This is a genomic window from Bartonella sp. AU18XJBT, assembly GCF_028618595.1.
Classification (GTDB): Bacteria; Pseudomonadota; Alphaproteobacteria; order Rhizobiales; family Rhizobiaceae; genus Bartonella.
Map to the genome: position 1 here is coordinate 20,466 of NZ_JAQITE010000015.1, position 21,079 is coordinate 41,544.

At 38.5% G+C, this 21,079-nt stretch carries 20 protein-coding genes and 1 pseudogene; 12 read left to right on the plus strand and 9 right to left on the minus strand.

Annotated features, from left to right (window positions below):
* Positions 1-485: 485 nt before the first annotated feature.
* Positions 486-1,874: a class II fumarate hydratase gene (gene fumC, locus PVV60_RS05625; RefSeq protein WP_273723733.1), complete on the minus strand. Its 1,389-nt coding sequence runs from the start codon at positions 1,872-1,874 to the stop codon at positions 486-488.
* A 227-nt stretch (positions 1,875-2,101) separates the two neighbouring features.
* Here fumC and groES point away from each other — a divergent pair, with 227 nt between their 5' ends.
* The 3 genes and pseudogenes from groES to PVV60_RS05640 form a co-directional block, all read left to right on the plus strand.
* Entirely contained in the window at positions 2,102-2,398 is a 297-nt protein-coding gene (gene groES / locus PVV60_RS05630; protein ID WP_273723734.1) for a co-chaperone GroES, read from the plus strand.
* Between the two features lie 58 nt (positions 2,399-2,456).
* On the plus strand, positions 2,457-4,100 hold the full coding sequence (gene groL / locus PVV60_RS05635) for a chaperonin GroEL (RefSeq protein ID WP_273723735.1): 1,644 nt from the start codon (positions 2,457-2,459) through the stop codon (positions 4,098-4,100).
* A gap of 63 nt (positions 4,101-4,163) precedes the next feature.
* Positions 4,164-4,408 (plus strand): annotated as a pseudogene (locus PVV60_RS05640) (TCP-1/cpn60 chaperonin family protein); the annotation flags it as partial.
* 2,012 nt (positions 4,409-6,420) lie between these two features.
* Here the strand turns inward: PVV60_RS05640 and PVV60_RS05645 are convergent.
* From PVV60_RS05645 to PVV60_RS05660, 4 genes are read right to left on the minus strand one after another with little or no spacing between them, the layout of a single operon-like run.
* Positions 6,421-6,633 carry a hypothetical protein gene (locus tag PVV60_RS05645; protein ID WP_273723736.1) on the minus strand — a complete coding sequence of 71 codons (213 nt, stop codon included), beginning with the start codon at positions 6,631-6,633 and terminating at the stop codon, positions 6,421-6,423.
* Entirely contained in the window at positions 6,626-6,838 is a 213-nt protein-coding gene (locus PVV60_RS05650) for a hypothetical protein (protein ID WP_273723737.1), read from the minus strand. Before PVV60_RS05650 ends, PVV60_RS05645 begins: the two co-directional genes overlap by 8 nt.
* Positions 6,762-6,998: a hypothetical protein gene (locus tag PVV60_RS05655; protein WP_273723738.1), complete on the minus strand. Its 237-nt coding sequence runs from the start codon at positions 6,996-6,998 to the stop codon at positions 6,762-6,764. Before PVV60_RS05655 ends, PVV60_RS05650 begins: the two co-directional genes overlap by 77 nt.
* Positions 6,995-7,657, minus strand: a complete 663-nt coding sequence (locus PVV60_RS05660) for a lysozyme (RefSeq protein ID WP_273723739.1) — start codon at positions 7,655-7,657, stop codon at positions 6,995-6,997. Before PVV60_RS05660 ends, PVV60_RS05655 begins: the two co-directional genes overlap by 4 nt.
* 193 nt (positions 7,658-7,850) lie before the next feature.
* Between PVV60_RS05660 and PVV60_RS05665 the strand changes: the two genes are divergently transcribed.
* Both PVV60_RS05665 and PVV60_RS05670 read left to right on the plus strand, forming a co-directional pair.
* Positions 7,851-8,033, plus strand: coding sequence for a hypothetical protein (locus PVV60_RS05665; RefSeq protein WP_273723740.1), 183 nt, complete (start codon positions 7,851-7,853; stop codon positions 8,031-8,033).
* Entirely contained in the window at positions 8,033-8,257 is a 225-nt protein-coding gene (locus PVV60_RS05670; RefSeq protein WP_273723741.1) for a hypothetical protein, read from the plus strand. Before PVV60_RS05665 ends, PVV60_RS05670 begins: the two co-directional genes overlap by 1 nt.
* 177 nt (positions 8,258-8,434) lie before the next feature.
* Here the strand turns inward: PVV60_RS05670 and PVV60_RS05675 are convergent, their stop codons facing one another.
* The 4 genes from PVV60_RS05675 to PVV60_RS05690 form a co-directional block, all read right to left on the minus strand.
* On the minus strand, positions 8,435-9,364 hold the full coding sequence (locus tag PVV60_RS05675) for a YopJ/AvrA family T3SS effector serine/threonine acetyltransferase (protein WP_273723742.1): 930 nt from the start codon (positions 9,362-9,364) through the stop codon (positions 8,435-8,437).
* Positions 9,365-9,737: 373 nt separating this feature from the next.
* A complete protein-coding gene (locus tag PVV60_RS05680) occupies positions 9,738-10,658 on the minus strand; it encodes a YopJ/AvrA family T3SS effector serine/threonine acetyltransferase (RefSeq protein ID WP_273723743.1) in 921 nt (306 codons plus the stop codon).
* 318 nt (positions 10,659-10,976) lie between these two features.
* On the minus strand, positions 10,977-11,921 hold the full coding sequence (locus PVV60_RS05685) for a YopJ/AvrA family T3SS effector serine/threonine acetyltransferase (RefSeq protein ID WP_273723744.1): 945 nt from the start codon (positions 11,919-11,921) through the stop codon (positions 10,977-10,979).
* Between the two features lie 1,548 nt (positions 11,922-13,469).
* The gene (locus PVV60_RS05690; protein ID WP_273723745.1) at positions 13,470-14,039 is read right to left on the minus strand and encodes a hypothetical protein; all 570 of its coding nucleotides are present in this window, start codon (positions 14,037-14,039) and stop codon (positions 13,470-13,472) included.
* Positions 14,040-16,249: 2,210 nt separating this feature from the next.
* Here PVV60_RS05690 and PVV60_RS05695 point away from each other — a divergent pair.
* The 7 genes from PVV60_RS05695 to PVV60_RS05725 all read left to right on the plus strand — a co-directional run bounded on the left by PVV60_RS05695 (position 16,250) and on the right by PVV60_RS05725 (position 21,076).
* A complete protein-coding gene (locus PVV60_RS05695) occupies positions 16,250-16,753 on the plus strand; it encodes a hypothetical protein (RefSeq protein WP_273723746.1) in 504 nt (167 codons plus the stop codon).
* Positions 16,754-16,927: 174 nt separating this feature from the next.
* Entirely contained in the window at positions 16,928-17,320 is a 393-nt protein-coding gene (locus PVV60_RS05700) for a hypothetical protein (protein ID WP_273723747.1), read from the plus strand.
* Positions 17,321-17,366: 46 nt separating this feature from the next.
* Positions 17,367-17,954, plus strand: coding sequence for a hypothetical protein (locus PVV60_RS05705; protein ID WP_273723748.1), 588 nt, complete (start codon positions 17,367-17,369; stop codon positions 17,952-17,954).
* Entirely contained in the window at positions 17,944-18,141 is a 198-nt protein-coding gene (locus tag PVV60_RS05710; protein ID WP_273723749.1) for a hypothetical protein, read from the plus strand. Before PVV60_RS05705 ends, PVV60_RS05710 begins: the two co-directional genes overlap by 11 nt.
* An 11-nt stretch (positions 18,142-18,152) precedes the next feature.
* On the plus strand, positions 18,153-18,485 hold the full coding sequence (locus PVV60_RS05715) for a hypothetical protein (protein ID WP_273723750.1): 333 nt from the start codon (positions 18,153-18,155) through the stop codon (positions 18,483-18,485).
* Between the two features lie 1,072 nt (positions 18,486-19,557).
* Positions 19,558-19,914 carry a hypothetical protein gene (locus tag PVV60_RS05720; protein ID WP_273723751.1) on the plus strand — a complete coding sequence of 119 codons (357 nt, stop codon included), beginning with the start codon at positions 19,558-19,560 and terminating at the stop codon, positions 19,912-19,914.
* 13 nt (positions 19,915-19,927) lie between these two features.
* Complete coding sequence (locus tag PVV60_RS05725) at positions 19,928-21,076, plus strand: DUF6990 domain-containing protein (RefSeq protein WP_273723752.1); 1,149 nt, start codon at positions 19,928-19,930, stop codon at positions 21,074-21,076.
* The last annotated feature ends 3 nt before the right edge of the window (positions 21,077-21,079 follow it).

The following is a 21,079-nucleotide window of genomic DNA, read 5'->3' on the forward strand; positions in this document are numbered from 1 at the left end:
TATCTATCGAATGTATCAATAATGATAACATTGTAAAGCGTAACGACTATGAATTCATTAATCTTTTATACTTCGATTGAAATTATGCCTATTAATACCGATTTTTTGAGCTCATTCTGTTTGGTTAATAGCTAATAGATTTTCAAAATCAAGATGCGAAGCTAGAATGAAAAAACACTTTAAGATCATATCTATTTAAATCACTTTCTGCCAGTATAGCCATTGGGTGTTGAGCCATGACTATTCATTCCTTTACAAAACCGGACATTTCTTTACAAAGCCCCATTCCTTTACAAAACCGGTGTGCCTTTTAAGTGAATCATAAGCAACAAAATCATCTATAGCATAAATGCGGACCAGAGCCTAAAATGAACGCTGTGGGTAATTGTTAATGGGTCATCATCGGGGTGTTTGCACCCCGTTTTTTTGACAGAAAGATTGGTTTTAAGATATTTGCATCTTTTTTACTCGATTGTTTATTGGTTTTATTGGGGAGCAATCATCTTTTTGGGATCAACTAATCGGTCATAATCCTCTACAAAAACGCCTGCTTTTAATGCTTCGGTGCGCAAAGTTGTATCATTTTTATGTGCTGCTTTGGCAATTTCAGCAGCTTTTTCATAGCCAATTTCCGGTGCAAGAGCTGTGACTAACATAAGTGAGCGCTCCATGAGCGAGTGAATATGAACGCGATTAGCTCGTAATCCTTGAATGCAATGCATATCAAAGGAACGCATGCAATCACCAAGAAGGGTAATTGATTGTAAAACGTTATAGCCAATAACAGGTTTATAAACGTTAAGTTCAAAATGTCCTTGGCTTGCGGCAAAGGTTATGCTGGTGTGATTGCCAAAAACTTGGCATGCGACCATGGTTAAGGCTTCACATTGCGTGGGGTTGACTTTGCCGGGCATAATAGAAGATCCGGGTTCATTTTCGGGAAGACTGAGTTCCCCTAAACCGGAACGTGGTCCGGAGCCTAAAAACCGAATGTCGTTGGCAATTTTAAACAGATCAGCAGCAAGAGCATTCAAGCTTCCGTGGAAATGCGCAAGGGCGCCATGATGGGCGAGTGCTTCAAATTTATTGCTGGCAGTTTGGAACGTTATTCCTGTGAGAGTGCTCACTGTTTGCGCAAAAGCAACGTCAAAACCTTTGGGTGCATTCAGCCCTGTGCCAACAGCCGTGCCGCCTTGAGCAAGCATGTGAACATCGGTTAGAGCATTTTCAATGCGTTGAAGATTAGCTTCTAATGCGGCACGATAGCCTGAAAATTCTTGCCCTAAGGTTAAAGGCGTTGCATCTTGTGTATGGGTGCGGCCGATTTTAATGATGTCTGCAAATTCTTGCTCTTTTTGTTTTAATGTAGCAATAAGAGCTTCAAGGATTGGCAGTAAGTGTTGGCGTGTTTGCAACGTGGTGGCAATGTGAAGCGCTGTGGGAAAGGAATCGTTTGATGATTGGCTCATGTTGACATGGTCATTGGGATGAACTGGTTTTTTGCTTCCAAGTTTTCCTCCCAAAATTTTACTCGCACGATTAGCAATGACTTCATTGACATTCATATTGCTTTGTGTGCCAGAACCTGTTTGCCAGACGGAGAGTGGAAAATGCGTATCAAAATCGCCGGCAAGCACTTCATCGGCGGCGGCAATAATTGCTTTTCCAATATTTTCTGGTAGTTTTCCTTTGTCCATATTGACAACAGCTGCTGCTTTTTTGACAAGGACTAAGGCATAGATGATGGCAAGAGGCTGCTTTTCACTGCCAATATTAAAATTATGCAGAGAACGTTCAGTTTGTGCGCCCCAATAACGATCTTGACGTACCGAAATCGTTCCAAAGCTATCCGTTTCCTGACGTGTTTCAACCATGATAAGATCCTTTTTTGTTCACGGGTTCTTAAAAAAGATAGATAACGCGAAAGTGCAATAAGAGGCAAGACTTTGAAGCTTCATTTAGAGAAATTATTTTTATGGCTATTCTTGACATTGAGAGATGCCGATTTTATATTTAGGTCATGTTGGCACTCATAGTTTGAGAGTGCTAGCAGGAACTTTAAAGATTAATGCAATTATGTTCAGTTTTAAGGATTTAAAACATGGCTAATATACAATTCCGCCCACTTCACGACCGTGTCGTTGTCCGTCGGGTTGAATCTGAAAATAAAACGGCTGGTGGGATTATCATCCCTGATACAGCAAAAGAAAAACCCCAAGAAGGCGAAGTAATTGCTGTTGGCAATGGCGCTCTCGATGATAACGGCAGGCGTGTGCCTTTAGAAGTCAAAACAGGAGACCGTATCCTCTTTGGAAAATGGTCTGGGACTGAAGTCAAGATTAATGGGGAAGATCTCCTCATCATGAAAGAATCTGACATTATGGGAATTATGGGCTAATTGAAGCACTTAGTTTTTCATTGTGTACTATTTTGAGAAAACTCCAAGGAGAAATTAAATGGCTGCTAAAGAAGTCAAATTTGGCCGTGAAGCGCGTGAGCGTTTGTTGCGCGGTGTCGACATCCTTGCTAATGCTGTTAAGGTGACACTCGGCCCTAAAGGTCGCAATGTGGTGATTGATAAATCATTCGGTGCACCTCGCATCACAAAAGATGGTGTATCCGTTGCAAAGGAAATAGAACTTGAAGATAAGTTCGAAAACATGGGTGCACAAATGTTGCGCGAAGTTGCTTCTAAAACCAATGATATCGCTGGTGATGGAACAACAACAGCAACTGTTTTAGGACAAGCTATTGTGCAAGAAGGTGTTAAAGCTGTTGCTGCGGGCATGAACCCAATGGATCTTAAACGCGGGATTGATGCTGCTGTGGATGAAGTGGTGGCAAACCTCTTCAAAAAAGCAAAAAAAATCCAAACTTCAGCAGAAATTGCACAGGTGGGAACCATTTCCGCTAATGGCGCTGCTGAAATCGGTAAAATGATCGCTGATGCTATGGAAAAAGTGGGCAATGAAGGCGTCATTACCGTTGAAGAAGCGAAAACCGCTGAAACGGAATTAGAAGTCGTTGAAGGAATGCAATTTGACCGTGGGTATCTTTCCCCTTATTTTGTCACAAATGCTGAGAAAATGGTCGCTGATCTTGATGATCCTTACATTCTCATTCATGAAAAGAAATTGTCTAATTTGCAATCTCTTCTTCCTGTGCTTGAAGCTGTTGTTCAGTCTGGAAAACCACTTCTCATTATCGCTGAAGATGTGGAAGGTGAAGCTTTGGCTACGCTCGTGGTCAACAAGTTGCGTGGTGGTTTGAAAATTGCTGCTGTAAAAGCACCTGGATTTGGTGATCGCCGTAAAGCAATGTTAGAGGATATCGCAATCTTGACATCCGGACAGGTTATTTCTGAAGATGTGGGCATTAAACTTGAAAATGTCACTTTGGATATGCTTGGACGTGCAAAGAAAGTGAATATTTCTAAAGAAAACACCACCATTATTGATGGTGCTGGACAAAAGTCTGAAATTACTGCTCGCGTCAATCAAATCAAGGCTCAGATCGAAGAAACAACTTCTGACTATGACCGTGAAAAATTGCAAGAAAGACTAGCTAAACTCGCTGGTGGTGTTGCTGTTATCCGTGTTGGTGGTGCTACAGAAGTTGAAGTGAAAGAAAAGAAAGACCGTGTTGATGATGCTTTGAATGCAACACGTGCTGCTGTTGAAGAAGGTATTGTTGCTGGTGGTGGTACCGCATTGTTGCGTGCAGCAAATGCGTTGACCGTTAAAGGAAACAATCCTGACCAAGAAGCTGGTATTCATATTGTTCGTCGTGCTCTCCAAGCGCCAGCACGTCAAATTGCAACCAATGCCGGCGAAGAAGCTGCTATTATTGTGGGCAGAGTGCTGGAAAATAATGCTGACACTTATGGTTACAATACCGCCACGGGTGAATTTGGTGATTTGATTGCTTTGGGAATTGTTGATCCAGTGAAAGTTGTGCGTTCTGCTCTCCAGAATGCGGCTTCGATTGCGAGCCTTCTGATTACCACAGAAGCAATGGTTGCTGAAGTTCCAAAGAAAGATACACCAATGCCTCCAATGCCAGGTGGCGGAATGGGTGGAATGGGCGGAATGGATTTCTAAGCTCTTGTTCCATAGAGGTAATAAAGAAACGGGCCTTCTGTGCCCGTTTTTTTTTCATGCTTTGTGCTGGAAAATAATGCTGACACTTATGGTTACAATACCGCCACGGGTGAATTTGGTGATTTGATTGCTTTTAAGAATTGTTGATCCAGTGAAAGTTTTTGCGTTCTGCTCTCCAGAATGCGGCTTCGATTGCGAGCCTTCTGATTACCACAGAAGCAATGGTTGCTGAAGTTCCAAAGAAAGATACACCAATGCCTCCAATGCTAGGTGGCGGAATGGGTGGAATGGGCGGAATGGATTTCTAAGCTCTTATTCCATAGAGGTAATAAAGAAACGGGCCTTCTGTGCCCGTTTTTTATGCTTTTCACGTTTCGTACAGTTATCCCTTTTACGACAGTGATCTTATAGTATTTTTTCATTTTTCATGGGTTGATGTATTGCCATTGTGAATAGATCTCTCTCTCTTTATTCATGGTTTTTTCTCTTGCATTTATGAGATGTTTTTATTGTGCGGGGATCGTGGTTTTCTTTGAAAATATTGTATTGATAAAAATACCACGTTTTGATTTATAGTCATTTCTTTCTTGTACAGTTCTATTCTTTCATTTCAAGTTTATGCATGCACCATTAAAAAAATCCTGTGTTTGTATTTTCGTGTTTGTGCTTTAGAAGGGCGAATGGTTTTTATGAACCAACGCAAGAGTTCGTACTCATTGAAAGTTGAAGAGAGAAAGTTGAACAGAGCATGTTGGCTCTTGTTTGTTTTTTATGAATAAGATGCTGGTGTTTTGTATGAAACAAAATTCAGGGTTTGCTTTTTTAAAGGGCTTTTGTATACTGGGACAAGCATATCTCTGTTTGGGTAATTTTGAAATGGGGAGACAGCTTTACTGAGGAAGAACGTAAAGGCATATAATTACTCGTCTTGCCAACATCTTTTTGCTTTATGACTTTTAAAGGTATTTATAGTAATATTTTATTAAATAATGAAGATGATGCTTTCTTTTGTTGCTTGCGTATCTTTTTTTGTGAAATCTCTCACGTAAAATAGAAAAGCCGCAAATATACAAATATATTTGTCTCCAAATATACATTTTTGCCTATTGACGTGTTTTTTAAGAGGTATCTTGCTTGTCACACCGATTTTACAATGGACGATTTCGTAATGGATTCATGAATGGTATAAGGGTAAAGTTCCCATGAAGTGCATAACCATAGGGCACGATCACCTTTACGCTTAATAAAAGAATACACTAACGTTATCATACATTTTTCCAGCTCTCAATGTTATGACAAGCTGTTGGTCCGTGAGACGGTAAGGCATGCCTTGCTTATAGAGTTTTGACCACTACACTGTAATGTACAAGCGATATGGTTTGGATTATTTCAAAAGGAAATAGGTTGGGAAATGAGAAAATCCTACGATATGCAGAGTTTTAATTCAAGTTGAAGAGTGCTTAATGATAGTTATAAATCAATGAGATGTGGTTTTACGGTTTTCAAGAGCATTACATTCTTACAAATCTTACAAATAATGACAATCGTCGTGTTGTTTCATATTTTTTAATGGGTTTTAATGGCGAAACTTTTAACGGCGTAACGCTTTTATTTATAATAATCATTCATTGTTTTGTATGTTGAATAAGAGATTTTTATTGCGGGGGATTTTTTCATTTAAATTCTCTCTTATGGTGAAACAATCTCAATTATTTTCTTATATCCCACAAGTGGAGGGAGCTAGGGTAACATACTTAAAGAAAATAAAAATGCCTCTCATGAATATTCTCAAATAGTCAGTTTTTTTATAAATAGTTTTTTTGTACATGGGGGGTATAAACAGAGTTTTTATAAATAGAGGCGGGTATAAATATTGGGGATTTATGTGTAGGGTGGTGTCCGATTGCTCTTTTTTTAGCGTAAAGAAAGGGGGCTTTAGGCAAGTTAATACTCTTTACGTTATTTACTTATGCGCTTATTAAAAAAATATCTTTAAATATTTTCAATTTTTTCGCGATGGCATCTTTCCAATGGGATTTGTGAAGGGTATAAAGTCTTTTGAGTATCAATAGGTTATTTAAAAAGAGTGCGTTGGTATAATCATTTTCTTATGTTAGCAAAGTTGTTGATTTACGTGTTTGTTAGAAATCTCTCTTCATGCCCCTTAATTCATTTCATGAAAGCGTTTGTGAAGAGTGTGTAAAAATTTCCCATGAGACGTGAAAAATCATCAATAAAAGCTTCGTGTTTTCAAAAAATAACGAATGGCTTTTATATATTTTAAAAAAAGATTGAACACGTCTCATGTTTTTTATTTATTTTAGAGCTGAATATTCGATTTTTGTGTAAAAATACTTGCTAACGCATCCACAATACGTGAAAAATCAAGCGCTAATAAGAAAATGATGAATATAATCCACTTCGTATAGCGTGACATTATTTTTACACTTTTATAAGTTGCGATGATTTCTTGTAGGATTTCTTTTTCCTTTTCTGTAAGCTCTGTTTGTTTTTCTGTTTTTTTTCTAACCATGTTTCCACCCACACAAGCCTTCCCCTTGTTTGTTATGCTTTAAAATATCTCTTGCGAGATTTGAACTGATGATATTGAGATCTTTTTTGTCTAAATAAATGGGCAGCCAACCAACGCAAGAAAAAGGCTCATTTATTGTTTTGATTGCGCAACCAGTGAGTAAGAGCAGCGCGTACATCAGCATCACTTTTTTGATTAATTTCATTTTCCACCTCTAGCCTTGTTGTTGATGACTTTAGCGTTTTTTCTATTTGCTTTTGTTGTTCAATCTTTTTTCCAAGAGTGAAAGTTTTTGCTAAAGCAATAAAAAAAGCAGTCAGAGCCGCTCCTGTTATCATCAGATTTTTTTTCAACCACCACATCATAAGCGCTGCTCTTGAAACCGTTTTGCCACAAAGAAGATGCCTGCACAGGCGGCTAAAACCATAATAGTTGCCAATGCCCATTGGATGGGGCCATTGCCTGCCAATAAGCCGCCAAGTCCAGAAAAAGAACCAATAATCGGTGTTAGCGCTTCTGCTTTGAAAAATCCCATTGGTGCTTGCGTTTCTACGGTTTGGTAGTTGGGAGAAACATAAGCACCTTTTGCCCATAGTCCTGCTTCGGCTGCACGACGGTGCACTAAACCGTGAAGACGCTTTCCTCCTGCTTTGGTCCACTTTTGTAATTCAGAAGGGACGGCTTCATATTCGCCGTTATTGAGTTTTTTGAGCAGGGTCGAATTACAAAAAGCTGATGTTCCTATATTATAGCAAAACGATACGAGCGCGGCGAATTGTTCATCCGTTAAGGAAACCGTCACATTTTTTTCAACGGTGTTTTCAAATTGTCTTAAATCTTGAAAAAGAACTTCTTCTGCTTGTTTTTCAGTAATGATCATGCCTTTGTGAACGAACGGTTTGCCGGCAGCGCTGGTATGTCCATAGCCGATTGTCCACACCCCAATGGCATCTTTATAGGCATGTAAACGCAATCCTTCCCATTGTTTAATGAGTGCAAGCCCTGCTGCTGATATTTTTCTCATTTGCTTCTCCATAAAATAAAGCCTCACGTTAACGTGAGGCTGGTCGACATATTAAAAATGAAATTTTTCACTCTGCAAAAACAGAAGAGACGTGAAAATTTAATGAAATCAAAAGGTTAGTTGTGGCATTTAGGGAATGAGGTCATGGTTGGCCAAGTGGGACAATGATTGGGGTGGTGTTTTCCGTTAAGAGATGTTGTTGGTTTTGAGACTTTGTGCTGGTGATGTTGGCAATGGCATTACGGGGGTATTACGGCGGCATTACGGTTGTGTTAGCGGTGGCATGAGAGGTGAGGTTGGAAGGGTGACATATATGTTGGTGAATGGAATGCTTAGAAGGCACTGTTGGCGCGGCAGGGGTTGGAGGGGTGCATAATGATTTGTGTTGGCATTGGTATTGGTGGTTGCGGTTGTTTTGGCGGTGGTTCTGATGTGGAGGCGCTGGAGATAAAACGGACACTCTTAGAAAAAATCTACAGAAAGAGGCGTGTGCTGTTACTTAACATCCAAAACCATAAAATATTTTATGTATTCAGCCTTCTATCTATTCCAATATGGATCATTGTTAAGAAGAGCTTTGGAATTTTGATACAATTTTAAAATCAGCTGATTTTGTTCGAACAGCCCTGTTTTGCTTTTTGTCTTTAAGAGGTCACGTTGCTTGTTGTTTGCATCTTTACCTGCTTACAAAGGGAAAAGAAGATTTGCTAACAGCAATTTGCACCTCACCGTCAAGCAGCAGAGTCTCGTTCTTTATGGGTATGGAAAAAACCTCAATTACATCGTTAAAGATTTGTATTCAGTGAGCCTTTTTTGGTGGGAGGAAACGGAAACAGTTTTTTCCTCTGTTGTTCTTAAGTTTCTCTCAAATCTCTCTCTCAGAGTTTCACCTTTTTTGTTTACTGTTTCATGTTCAGCATCCGGATTGGCTTTTAAATATTGTTCTAGACGCTTTCTTCCTTGCGCATGTTTGTATAAACTGATGGGAAGATAGGAATCTAACTTTTCAGCAGATAAAGATGAATTTTGTTCACATAATACACCCTTAACATTATCTTTGTGCAGTCGTTCTAATTTATCAGATTCAAGATGAAGCTTTTTGGCGAGGCTTAAGCTGAACATCCCACATTCAGAGGAGCTTCGCTGAATATCCATTTCTGCCGTGGTAAAAGAATAAGGAGGCAGTTGAAGACATTGAAGGGTTTGATTTATTTTTATCCCTAGTTTGCAAGCAGTGATATTCTGAAATGTTGTAGGTTCAAGCATAATTAAAGAGATTTTGTCATCAACTTTTTGATAATCAAGGACCGCAAAGTGGATTTTGCTTCCCGAATTTACTATAAATCTGGCAGATTTTGCATCGCTCTCAACGACTTCTTTTAGTGCGTGCGAAAATTCTTCTGCTGTAAGAGCCAATTTGAGGTTCATTCCTGGATATTTGCTGTTTGCTTTTTCTACGAGAGCCGGCATCAATTTAATATCTATGTTTTCATAATAAGAGTTAATCCAACGGCCGGTGACGAGATCATCCTCTAAGTCTGTAATAATAGCTTTTAACTTTTCCTGACTCAAGGTGCTCTCTTCTTTTTGGGGAGTGTTGAGTTGTTCTAAACGGGCAATAAGGCTTTCTAAGGATTCATTTTCGATGTTACTTTCTGCCATTTGTGAGGCATGAGCGGCAGTATCTTTTGAATCTTGTGGCTTCATAATATGAACCTCCGTGGTTATAATCGGGAAGCAATATTATTTTCTTATATTTTGACCAAATAATGTTTTGAAAAAGAACCTTTATCTCTTGAAGATTAAGGAAAAAATCATTTTTCTGCTGCTTTATAAGAAAGTGTGGGCAGGTCTTTTCAAAACTTGCGTGTTTTATGTTTTTTCAAAGTCTTAAAATACGGGCTTTAAAATGGGCTACTTTTAATAGAATACTATTGTTTTCCTTTTGTTTGAAGAGGTAATTGCTCACTTTTTGCATCGTTACCTCTTTCAAAGGGAAAAGAAGATTGGCTAACAGCAATTTATACCTTACTGTCAAGCCGCAGAGCTTCGTTCTTTATGGATATGAAAAAAGTCTCCATTACATCATCAGAGATTTGTATTCCGTCGCTCTTTTTCTATGTTGTGAAACAGACACAGTTTTTCCTTCTGCTGAATTTAAGCTTCTTTCAAATCTCTCTCTCAGAGTTTCACCTTTTTTGTTTACTGTTTCATGTTCAGCATCCGGATTGGCTTTTAGATATTCCCCAAGACGTCTTCTCCCTTGTGTGTGTTTATAAAAAGTGGTTGGAAGATATGTATCTAACTTTTCAGCAGATAGAGGCGTATCTGGTTCACATAACACACCCTTAATATTATCCTTGTGCAGTCTTTTTAATTTATCAGCTTCGGAATAAAGCTTTTTGGCAAGGCTTAGGCTGAACATTCCACATTCAGAAGAGCTTCGCTGAATATCCATTTCTGTCATGGCAAAAGAACAGTTAGACAATTCATGCGCTTTAATGGCCAGTTGTGTCCTTAATGCTAGCACCGCTGATCTCATATTGTTAAGTGTTGTAGGTTCAAAAAATATCACGGACGTTTTGTCATCGATGGTTTGATGGTCAATCACTGAAAAATGAATTCCTCTATCCTTTGTATGAATGATAAATCTAGAAGATTGAACGCCGTTTTCGATGGCTTCTTTTAGTGCAAGGGCAAAGTCGTGAGATGACGCTACCAATTGAAGACGCATTTCTGGATATTTACGGTTTGCTTGTTCTACCAAGGCTGGCATCAGTTTGAGATCTGTACTGGCATAATCAGCTGTGAACCAACGACCTGTTGAGATGTCTTCTTCTAAACGGGCAATGATATTTTTTAATTCCTCATGACTGAATGGGATATTTTTTTCTTTTTCGCTGCTTTGTTGTTCTGAATGTGCAGCAAGATTGTCTAATGATGCATTTGCTATTCCTAGTGTTTGTGAGAAATGAGGGGATGAAGAATCTTGTGGCTTCATGATATTAGCCTCCATATTAATAATCAATGGACGACATTATTTTCTTCAACTTTGGCTAAACAATGTTTGTAGGAAAGATTTTTAGCTAAAAAAAACAAAGAGATGAAACCACCTTTTTTAACAATTTTTTGTCAAGAAAGACAAAATCCAACTCTCTTCTGAGCCAAAAGCAAGGTATCTTTTGTCTTTAAGAGATGCATTGCTCACTTTTTGCATCGTTACCTCTTTCAAAGGGAAAAGAAGATTGGCTAACAGCAATTTATACCTTACTGTCAAGCCGCATAACTTCGTTCTTTATGGATATGAAAAAAGTCTCCATTACATCATCAGAGATTTGTATTCCGTCACTCTTTTTCTGTGTTGTGAAACAGAAACAGTTTTTGTCTCTGTTACACTTAAGCTTCTCTCAAATCTCTCTCTCAGAGTTTCACCTTTTTTGTTTACTGTTTCATGTTCCGCTTCTGGATTGGCTTTTAGATATTCCCTAAGACGTCTTCTTCCTTGCACGTGTTTGTATAAACGAGCTGGAAGATATGGATCTAACTTTTCAGCAGGTAAAGGCGTATCTGGTTCACATAACATGCCTTTAATATTATCTTTGTGCAGTCTTTTTAATTTATCAGCTTCGGAATAAAGCTTTTTGGCAAGGCTTAGGCTGAACATTCCACATTCAGAGGAACTGCGTTGAATATCCATTTCTGCCATGGCAAAATGAATATTCGGCAATTGGTGTTCTTCAATGGATTGTCGCGTTCTTAATGCAAGTAAGGCGGGGAGCGTGTCACGCAGCGAAGTAGGTTCTAAAAAGATCAAAGACGTTTTGTCCTCTATAGTTTGATGATCAATGACAGCAAAATGGATGCCCCTATCATGCGCATTAACAATCAGCCTAGAAGATTTTATGCCGTTTTCGAGCGTTTCTTTAAGCGCAAGGGCAAAGCCGTCAGGGGGCGTCGCAAGTTTAAGATTCATTTCTGGATATTTACGATTTGCTTGATCTACTAAGGCTGGCATCATGTAAAGATCTAAAATATCATAATAATTTTTTATCCAACTTCCATCGGCATTATGCTGTTCTAAACCAGCAACAATATCTTTTAATTCCGCACGGTTGAAAGGAGTGTTTTTTATTTTTTCGATGTTGAGCCGTTCTAAATGTGTCGCAAGAGTGTCTAATGATGCATTTGCATGCGCTCCTTCTGGTACACTTTCTCCTTCTTGTGTTTGGGAGGAATGAGGGGGGGCAGCATCTTGTGGCTTCATAATATGAACCTCCATATTGATAATCAATGGACGATATTATTTTCTTCAATTCTGGCTAAACAATGTTTTGAAAAAGAGCCTTTGCATCTTGAAAGATGAGGCGATGAAAACATATCGTTTTCATATTTTCTCTTCGTATATTGCTCATCATTTCTGTGATGTATGACATTAGGCATTTTTATTGGGATATTTTATTAGAGCGTTCTATTGGGAGCCCTTATTGAATACTGCTTGTTTTGAAAATCTCAAAATTATAGGGCTGTTGGTGATGAAAATTGGATGATGCAAAAGAAAACAGTCAGAAAAAGACGAAAGATATCTTCAAACAGAAGACTTTTAAGAATTGTCGCGAAATACACTGTTTGATAACAACCTATAATAATGCAAACATTTGATGATAAAATATAGGCGCAAAAAACCCCTTACCGCATCTGTTATTAAATACGATTTTTCATATTCTGTCAACCGCAAAACGATTATTTTCCCTCCTTTATTGCGGGGGAGAACTACAGAAAAAAGCGCATTCGTTAGCTATGCAACAAAATATGTTGTTTTAATGGGAAAGTTTTTTGAAGCGGTAAAAAAACATTTTCTCCTTTGAACAAGGAAGGGGGGAAATAAGGTGGGGGGGCAAGGTGAAGGGAGAGGGGAGAATTGTGGTTTTGAACTCCGTGGTATTTTATTGATGAATTGAGAAAGCGTTGGTTGGAAGATGCTGCTGGGGTAAAGCTTAGGTGTTGGCGATTGTGTGGACAATAGAGGCTGTACTGGCTGTCGTATTAATGGTGGCGTGATGGCTGGATTGTTACTGGTGCCATGTTGTTGATGAGGGAGGAGATAGTTGGTAGGGGCTTTTTTTCGTTTAAGGGATGATGCTTTTAATTTTGTAAAAAAATAAACGGGGTAATTTAATGATAATATATTGATTTATAATGATATTTTAGTCTTTATTTGTCTTGAATGAGAAACTCAGATTATGCTGCAATCAAAGCCATGTCGTTTGTTTGTCATAAGATCAGAAGAGCTGTATAGGATTGTACAAGAAAAGGCGCACAATGACGATAATGAATTGTCTGAAGAGCTAAGGATGTCGCGATATCGGGGGAAAGTGTATGAAAAGTGTATGATGAGGGTGGTTTGTTGCAATGGGGGGTAATGGGGAGGAGGGTAATGGGAGAATGTTGCTATTTGAAGAGGGGGCAATATTTATCTTGCACATGCTGTGAAATATGCCATGAATTATTGTCCTTTGAGGCGTAGGTAGATATATAGTTGAGGCATGAGTAGGTATAAGGTAAGTTGCTTTGATAGATTGAAGTGTTTTTTAGGGTGTGGTGGATATTTTAAAGCTTGTTTGTTGCGTGCAGCTTGTCAATTCCATGAAATTCTATGAAAGGGAAAGTCCAGTGGATCTTAAGTGTCACTTGCCAAGAAGGATTGTCTCTTACAAAGGAGCTGGTTACAAAGAGGCATGTTACCAAGAGGCATGTTACAAAGGAGGGGTTTAGAATCTTTATCCTGTGAAGGATAAGGAAACGATGGGTGTCTTTAGCCAATGCTCTTTTTGCTAGAACAGTCAAAATGTTTATAAAGGGCATCAAGAATAATACGCAACGAACCAACAAGAGTAGGTAGCGGTTGATCTTCTATAACAAGATATTGTAATGCCGCATGAAAGTTGTGTTGACGATGCAAATATTGCGCTTTTTTAATCGCTTCTTGCATATCTTTATAGCAATTCGTTGCTCTTTGAACCCATTGCTTTTTTGCTTTCTCATCTGATGTGCTGTGCGTGAAACCGTCATAATAGCCGTTTGGTAAGCCTTTTGCACATAAATAGTCGTTTCTGATTTGCAAGTATCGTTGTGCTGTGTCGTATTGTTCTTTACTGATGCCTGATGAATCCTCTTTATAGCCAAGCAAACAAAGACGCCCAATATAGGTTCCGACAAGCGGATTTTTCGCTTCTTCGAGGCTTAAACCAAAGTGTTTTGCACGCATTTCAATCGCAGATTGAAGCGCAGATTCACTGGGGCTTTGGGCGCGTGAAATACGGCCATTGGGCTTTCTGAGTTTGCCTTTTTTTCTCAGTCTATCGCGTTTTTTACGTATTTTCATGAACTTAACCATTTAAATGAAAAATAAACTGTCTGTTGATGGGGGACAGTGATGTAAAAAGCACTTTAAGCAAATACTGGGGGGAGCAAATACTAAGAGAATATAAGCCGTTGCAGATCAAAGGAGAAACGGATGCTAAAGGCGTCTTTAAGCACAAAGAGCAGCAATGGTGTGGGGCGAAAAAATCATCTTTAAGGTGTTTCTGACCATTTTTATTTTATCCCTATCAGTCTTATTTCTCGCCTCTATCATGCTTATTTTTTCATGGATAGCGGCTTATTTGCTTTTTAAAGATTTCTCAACTTCTCTGGAACAGTTGGAAAGAAACTTTTGTCACATGTGAATAAAAAAACAAGAATGATGTTTTATGGGTATGTCGTCGTCTTTCTAATAGGAAGCCTTTTCTAATAGGATTATTTGCCTTTTTTCTCATGAGCACTTTACGGAAACTTTTCAGTTTTACCTTTGAAAAGTCATTGTTTTTAGTGGTTTTTTATCATTCGTGAGGCTTTGTTATTGGGAGGCATATTGGAGTTTTCTTATTGGGCACTCTCCAAAGATGTCTGATGTAGATCAGACTGCTAAACATAGCTTTATCCTTTATAGAGGATTTTATCTTTTTTTGAGCGACACAGAGCTTAAAAAAATAAACTTTTCAATGCATTTATAATAGCATAAGATCCTTATCTTTTCAAGTAAAATATGATTCATCAGTTCAAAATAACAAAATAAACTGTGGAGGGTCAAGCAATTTAGAGTTATCGTTTATGGAGGATATTTTTTGTTTTTGTTGTTTTAATGGATTTCATCATAAAAAAGGGAGGTGGTCACTTAAAATGGTTAAATGACGGGCTGCAATATTCAAAGAAGCTTTATAAGCGGCAGGTAGCTTGATAAAAGAGGCGTTTATTAAGAGATGCTTTTATAAAGGTGGGGGCTATGAGGTGTGAGACATTTCTTTTTTTAATTTTAAAATAGGGACTTTTTAATCAAGAAATTTTAAAATGAGAATTGAAAAATTTCAAAGTTGCTGTAGGCGCATTTTAGATAATCGGTTGTTTGGTTTGGTCTATGGGGCGTGCCTATTGCTTCACGTTTTTGTTTATCGCGTTTTTATTTATCACATTCTGGGAGCACACCTCTCATGTCATACACAATACTCCAAACGGAATATACTTATTGTTACATATTCACGCGCTTGTTTTCAAGAGATATCTCTCACATGTACTTGAGCCCATTTTACGATGGTGGCTCAAGAAGGGTATCATGGTAAAGCTTTCATGATACTATAAAATCCCATGATAATATAAGTCTATTGAGTATCATCATTTTTAGACTTTATAAAAGCGTAAGCTGGTATCATCGCATACTTTGCCAATCCCAATATGTATTACAAGCTCTTGGCATTTGAGACGGTTTATAAGAGGCATTTTCATTGTACAATTTCACTCCGCATGGCTCCCCCACTTTTTACGTACAAGTAAATAAATTTGATTGATTCAACAGGGAGTAGATTTGAAATGAGAGAATCTTACAGCATTTAGGATGTGTTGATTATCAAGACATGAAGCGCTTGTGAAAATGTTTTTTATCTTGTTATGCCATAAAATACTGTCATTTGAGGCGGGGATGGGAAGGTTTATGAGGTATTACAATGCTTGACACATTAAGTGTTAAAAATTAGGTGCCAATGTTAAGGAAGGACTTTTGTTAAGGAAGGAGTTATCCGTAGAGCGCTTTATGCAAGTGGAGCCCATAAAGTGCTCAGCAGGTAGAGTGCACTTAAGAGCAAGGGGATTGTTTACAAACCGAGGTGGGTTTTAAAATCTTCATTCTTTGAGATGAGCAAGGAATATCATCCTCCTTTGCTTCATATATACTCGGCTTCATTTAAGCGGTGAAAACACTGTCGTTTATGGTGGGTATGTCAGTTTTTCACATGGGATGTTTTTTAGATTAGATATTTGTTGCATTTTTTTTAAAACGGTGTCTTTTAGGGGGATGTGATCGATAAAGAGAGGGAAAGGGGTATTTGGGCTTGTAAGCGCCTCACATATAAATGCGCATAGGGCCAAGTGAATAAAATATTTAGAAGGGAGATTATATAGTGCTTGCTTTACTCTGAGAAGAGTGCTAAGCGAATTTGCCGCGCTGGTGGCTTGCTATCAAATATTGAAAAGTGGGAATTTTAAAAGTGGGGGAGTATCCGTATGATTGAAGATAAATCACAACAGCAATCTGCCTATAAGGGAGATAAGGCTTTTGTATCACAGCCAGTGTTGGATCGATCGGCAACTTTCAAAAAATGGATGATGCTTTCAACAAGCGATTATATCATCATTTGTTGTTTGGCTATCCTTTTGTTGGTGCTTTTTGTCGCGTCTGCCTATATGAATCCTCTGGATTTTTTTCACATTATGTCCAAAGAACAGTTCAAAGCACTGGGACAAATGAAACAAGAAGATTTTCAAGAAATGAGTCAGAGTTTTATAAAGGTTCCTGCGATCGAATTTCTTCGTAACTTCGGGTGGAATGGTGTTTGGGCTTTTTTATGTCTCTTACCGCAAATAATTTTTGGTTTTCTTTTCGTGTTGTTTCCGCTCTTTTCTATTTTTAACGCCATATTTAAACGGGATGCGAAGGAAATGATGAAGCTGCGGGAAACATTGCCAGAGCAGCAACAGCTAGACAACCAATCTCTCAATAAAATATGATAGGGGGGAAAAGTGACCACTTCTATAATGCCTCTTTTAATAACTACATTATTGATCTCCTTAGGGGTAGTTATCGTTATTTATTCTGCGTGGAGCATGATACTCTTTTCTACCGTGAAGATCATCTTGGCCATTTATTATTCTTTGATAAAACGGGCAGTATTGTTATGTAAGATGCGAAGAAAATTAAAAAAGGGTGCAGCACAGAATTTGAGGCATAATCAGGCAGAGGGCAGAGGACAGAATACAGTTCTTGCAACACAGTTCAGTGTTTTTTCTTTTCAAGAATCTTTGCTTCTCTCAAAAAAAGATTATAAAATAATCTCTTGGATAGCCTTCATTGCAGTTGCGCTTTTTATATGTGCTACGCTTTTTTCGTCTCTTATTATACGATATGCGACTGTTTCACACAATGATCCGTTGTTTTCTTTGTTATTGATTGTTGCGTTGCCGTTTTTGTTTATTTTGGTCTGTAGTGCTATCACTTTGCCTGTTATTTTAATTCTCCATAGTTTCCTTTGTTATGGCGTGAAAAAAACAGCAAAGAGATTAGAAACATTTGTTTGAAGAGAATAAAAATGATAATTTCACATCAATGCGATAGGGGGAAAAAGTGGGCATCATCATAGAATATTGGGCTTTTTTAGGGTTCATTATCATTGCCATTTTAATGGTTATGGTTATGATCAGGATTCCTTACCTGTTGATCAAGCATATGAAGCAGTCTTTTAAACTCGCTCAAGACGTGAAAAAGAGTACGACGCAACAAAAGCAAGCCATACAACAGTTGCGCAATGATCTGGGAGAAATGAAAAGACGCAATCTTGTGTGTGATACCCTTGATGCGAAAATACGCTTTCTTAACTTTAAAGAATCTCTGCCTCTTTATTCAAAAGAATGTAAAATAATTCTTTTTATTTTTATCCTCTTTACCATTTTGCAATTTGCTTTCTTTATCGTACATTTGGTATGGTGGAAGAGTGATATGGCCAGCTTTATGATACCGCGGTTTTCAATAGGTCGCATTATTTATGGTCTTTTATGTTTTGGATTTCTTCTCTTTTCTCCGATCATTGGGATGATGTGCATAAAATTAACGAGAAAATTGAACAAAACACTTCAACAATTGGAAGAAGCGATACAACAACGCGATCAGGCAATGCGTATGCAGAATGTGGAAGGGGGACAAAATGACGAGTAGCATTATAACATTAATAGCCTATTATTTCCTGTTTTTTACGCTTTTAAATATTTTAATATGGGTGCCAATCGTTGTCATTTATTATCTGTTTATCAAGCGTGCACGGCTTTATTGTCGCGTGAAAAAAGAACTAAAATGCGTGTTGAATGAACGCGATATTGCCTTAAAACAGATTTCTCAAAAATAAAAAGCAGCAGAATGTTTGATACAAAACAGCTTTCTCTTGTTTGGCAAGACTATAAGAAAATATTCTATATTTCTACGGTTATAGTGACGGCTCCAATAGTTATAACGGTTGTCGTTCAGATATGGAGAGGAAGGGACTTTGTTTCTTTTATCGTATTCGAGCCACTGACATGGATGCTTGCCTGTGCTTTTTTATTCTTACCAATAGTTTTTATTATGCGTTTTATCGTGACTCGTCAGTTGAAGAAAATGATAGGGCAATTGGAAGAAGAGGTTGAGCAGAAAAAAGCTCCAGTCATATTATATGATGTGAATGAGGGAAAAGTGAGCGAGGGAAAAAAGTGAAGAGAGGCTTTTATTGCTATGAGCCTTGCCTTTGACATGTTCATTAAGGAGCGCGGGGTGCATTTCACGTTTTATGCTTCTTTATATTTGTGCTGTGTTTTTGAAAAGCATTGAGGTTCTTGTTTGAGTAGGGCTCTTGCTTGAATGGGATTTTTGCTTGAGCGGGTGCGGGGGAAGAGTGAGGAAGGGCAGTTTCTTAGATCTCTGGATAAAAAGGTTTTGTGCAATATGATTCTGGCATTGTGGGAGGCGCTGGTATACATGCTGCGGCTTGCCAAATATTAATCCTTATCATTTTGGGATTTTGCCAGATTGTCAACGGGGTTTTGAAGCAAAGGGGTGCATTTTCAGGCAAAGGGGGTGAAACTTTTTGAGGGAAAGGTAAGCGCTCAGCGTTTATGCCATGTACTTGAGGACGCTTTAGATAAGGGTAATGAACGTGGTTGATCTGGGAATGCGGTTGATCTTGGCAGCGTGCTTGGGCCTTTCAATATGGGGCACTCCCTTGGAAAAAGGAAATTGTAGCCCCCTTCAGTTGATTTCTTCTTTGCTGCGCACCCTTGGGGCTTGTGTATTGAGAGCTGATGTTAACACTTGATAGCTTTCTCACAAAAGCTTTATGGAAGGGAAGAGGCTGGGCTTTGAAAAAAATATCAAAAAAATCTATTGGGGCCGGCTTTGCTAGATGGTTCAAGTGGTGGTAGCGAAAAAGCAACTTCGTTACGATTTTCTAGCACCAGTTGGCTTCTTCTTTGGAAAGAAGCTTATCTCTTGGAAATAAAAAAGCACTTAGAATTTTAAAGCCAGAGCCCCAAATTTGTGCAATAGAAGAAGATATTCTTATGAAAGTTTAATCGACGAGAAAAGAGAAGCCTTAAGACAGCAGAGGATACACTGTGCGTGATGAAAACATGATGTTTGAAGGTAATGGAAAAAAATGTAGCCTTGATATTGTCTTAATAAAAGATGAGGGATACAAGCGCTTAATATTGATGAACCCTCATTCATTGTGAGGACGAAAGCTTCAGTTCATGAAAATGGCTTAAAAATTGAAACAAATGAGGGATAAAAAATGAGGGGCAATGGAAAAAATGCACCATTGGACGAAGAACCACGGTCGTTTTCGCTTGAAGAAGCGTTTCTGACAAGCAAAAATTATAAAGTCATCTTTTGCATTGCTTTCATTGTGGCAGCTTTTAAAGTGGCATTTTTTATGTTTTTTAAGTGGGATTTGACAGAGTGGTGGAATTATATCTTGTTCATTTTAACATTAATATTGGTTTTTATATCAGTGCTTCTTTTTGTGTTTATTCCTGTTGCCTTTGTGGTCCGTATCATTTTTACGCGTTTGTTGAAAAAAAAGATCGATAAGTTGGAGCAAGAAATCTGGAAGCGGAGCAAAACCGCTTCTCAACAAAACAGCGCGTGAAGGGGTGGGGAAAATGATAGATATTAAAATGATAGATATTATTGTTATATTCTCGTGGGGTGCGGGCTTGACGCTTTTCACACTGCTTTCTGCTGTGGTCACGATGTTTATTTGGGCATTGTATTACTCTACTTTTAAGCGGGTGAGACTGTATTGCCAAGTGACAAAAGAATTAAGCCGCGTGCTTGAACAATCTGTTTATTTTGAGCAGCTTGGGGAAATGCCGATGATTAAGCCGTTATCTGATGAAAAAGCTTTTTCTCTTTCTGATGAGGAAATCTTAACGATGGAAAGTGCAACGGTGCTGTTAAAAAGTTTGGGGTGGAAGGTGGAAATTGAAGGAAAAGGGGATCATTTGGCCACCTATTATTTACCAGATCGCGAAGTGCAGTTTCTTTATAATGCTGAGAAGGGGTATCCGCAATTTGATTGTGCAATTGTGGTGGGCTCTGGTATCCATGCGGCGGCTTGCCAAACGATAGACCCTTATAATTCTGGAGGCTTGATTGCTCTCGAATTGAGTTTTAATGTGAAGGGGTTGGAAATTTTTGAAGAAAAGGTAAGTGCCCGCCGTTTACGCCGTGCACTCGAGAAAGCTTTAGAAAAGGCAATGACAGAGGTTGATCTTGGCAATATGCTTCGCTCTCAATATAGAATCCTGCCTTGGGAAAACAAAGTTGTGGTCCCTCAGTTGACTTCTTATTCGCTGCGCTATCTTGCAGCTCTGGCATTGTTGGGTGATGTTGAAACCTTACACGCTTATCACACAAGCTTTATGGAAGGGACGAGGCTGGGCTTTGAGACAAGTATCGAAGAGGAGCATCTGGAACGCGCGATGATAATCGCACAAGCGGTAGAAAAAACAAAGCAACCCAGTTATGATTTGCTTCAACAGGCGGCAAAGAATTTTTCCATGGAGGTGGAGAGCTATGAATATTTTAGAGCTACAGATCCCAATTTGTGCAATAGAAGAAGACATTCTTACGAAAATTTGATCGAGGAAAAAAGACAAGAATTAAGGCAACAGGGATATTTCGTTTACGAAAAGGACGCGATTTGTGAAGTTGATGGAAAAAATTATCGTCCTCATATTCTTTACATAAAGGATGGGGAGTTAGAATATATGGATGTAGAAATTAGGGTCGAGGAAAAAAATTATTGAGAA

Coding starts and splice junctions, on each gene's coding strand:
- PVV60_RS05725 (WP_273723752.1), top strand. CDS start 19,928: ATGATAGATATTAAAATGATAGATATTATTGTTATATTCTCGTGGGGT.
- PVV60_RS05710 (WP_273723749.1), top strand. CDS start 17,944: ATGACGAGTAGCATTATAACATTAATAGCCTATTATTTCCTGTTTTTT.
- PVV60_RS05720 (WP_273723751.1), top strand. CDS start 19,558: ATGAGGGGCAATGGAAAAAATGCACCATTGGACGAAGAACCACGGTCG.
- PVV60_RS05655 (WP_273723738.1), bottom strand. CDS start 6,998: ATGATGTGGTGGTTGAAAAAAAATCTGATGATAACAGGAGCGGCTCTG.
- PVV60_RS05695 (WP_273723746.1), top strand. CDS start 16,250: ATGATTGAAGATAAATCACAACAGCAATCTGCCTATAAGGGAGATAAG.
- groES (WP_273723734.1), top strand. CDS start 2,102: ATGGCTAATATACAATTCCGCCCACTTCACGACCGTGTCGTTGTCCGT.
- PVV60_RS05690 (WP_273723745.1), bottom strand. CDS start 14,039: ATGAAAATACGTAAAAAACGCGATAGACTGAGAAAAAAAGGCAAACTC.
- PVV60_RS05685 (WP_273723744.1), bottom strand. CDS start 11,921: ATGAAGCCACAAGATGCTGCCCCCCCTCATTCCTCCCAAACACAAGAA.
- PVV60_RS05650 (WP_273723737.1), bottom strand. CDS start 6,838: ATGAAATTAATCAAAAAAGTGATGCTGATGTACGCGCTGCTCTTACTC.
- PVV60_RS05670 (WP_273723741.1), top strand. CDS start 8,033: ATGATTTGTGTTGGCATTGGTATTGGTGGTTGCGGTTGTTTTGGCGGT.
- PVV60_RS05700 (WP_273723747.1), top strand. CDS start 16,928: ATGCGAAGAAAATTAAAAAAGGGTGCAGCACAGAATTTGAGGCATAAT.
- PVV60_RS05645 (WP_273723736.1), bottom strand. CDS start 6,633: ATGGTTAGAAAAAAAACAGAAAAACAAACAGAGCTTACAGAAAAGGAA.
- PVV60_RS05675 (WP_273723742.1), bottom strand. CDS start 9,364: ATGAAGCCACAAGATTCAAAAGATACTGCCGCTCATGCCTCACAAATG.
- groL (WP_273723735.1), top strand. CDS start 2,457: ATGGCTGCTAAAGAAGTCAAATTTGGCCGTGAAGCGCGTGAGCGTTTG.
- PVV60_RS05680 (WP_273723743.1), bottom strand. CDS start 10,658: ATGAAGCCACAAGATTCTTCATCCCCTCATTTCTCACAAACACTAGGA.
- PVV60_RS05715 (WP_273723750.1), top strand. CDS start 18,153: ATGTTTGATACAAAACAGCTTTCTCTTGTTTGGCAAGACTATAAGAAA.
- PVV60_RS05665 (WP_273723740.1), top strand. CDS start 7,851: ATGTTGTTGGTTTTGAGACTTTGTGCTGGTGATGTTGGCAATGGCATT.
- PVV60_RS05660 (WP_273723739.1), bottom strand. CDS start 7,657: ATGAGAAAAATATCAGCAGCAGGGCTTGCACTCATTAAACAATGGGAA.
- fumC (WP_273723733.1), bottom strand. CDS start 1,874: ATGGTTGAAACACGTCAGGAAACGGATAGCTTTGGAACGATTTCGGTA.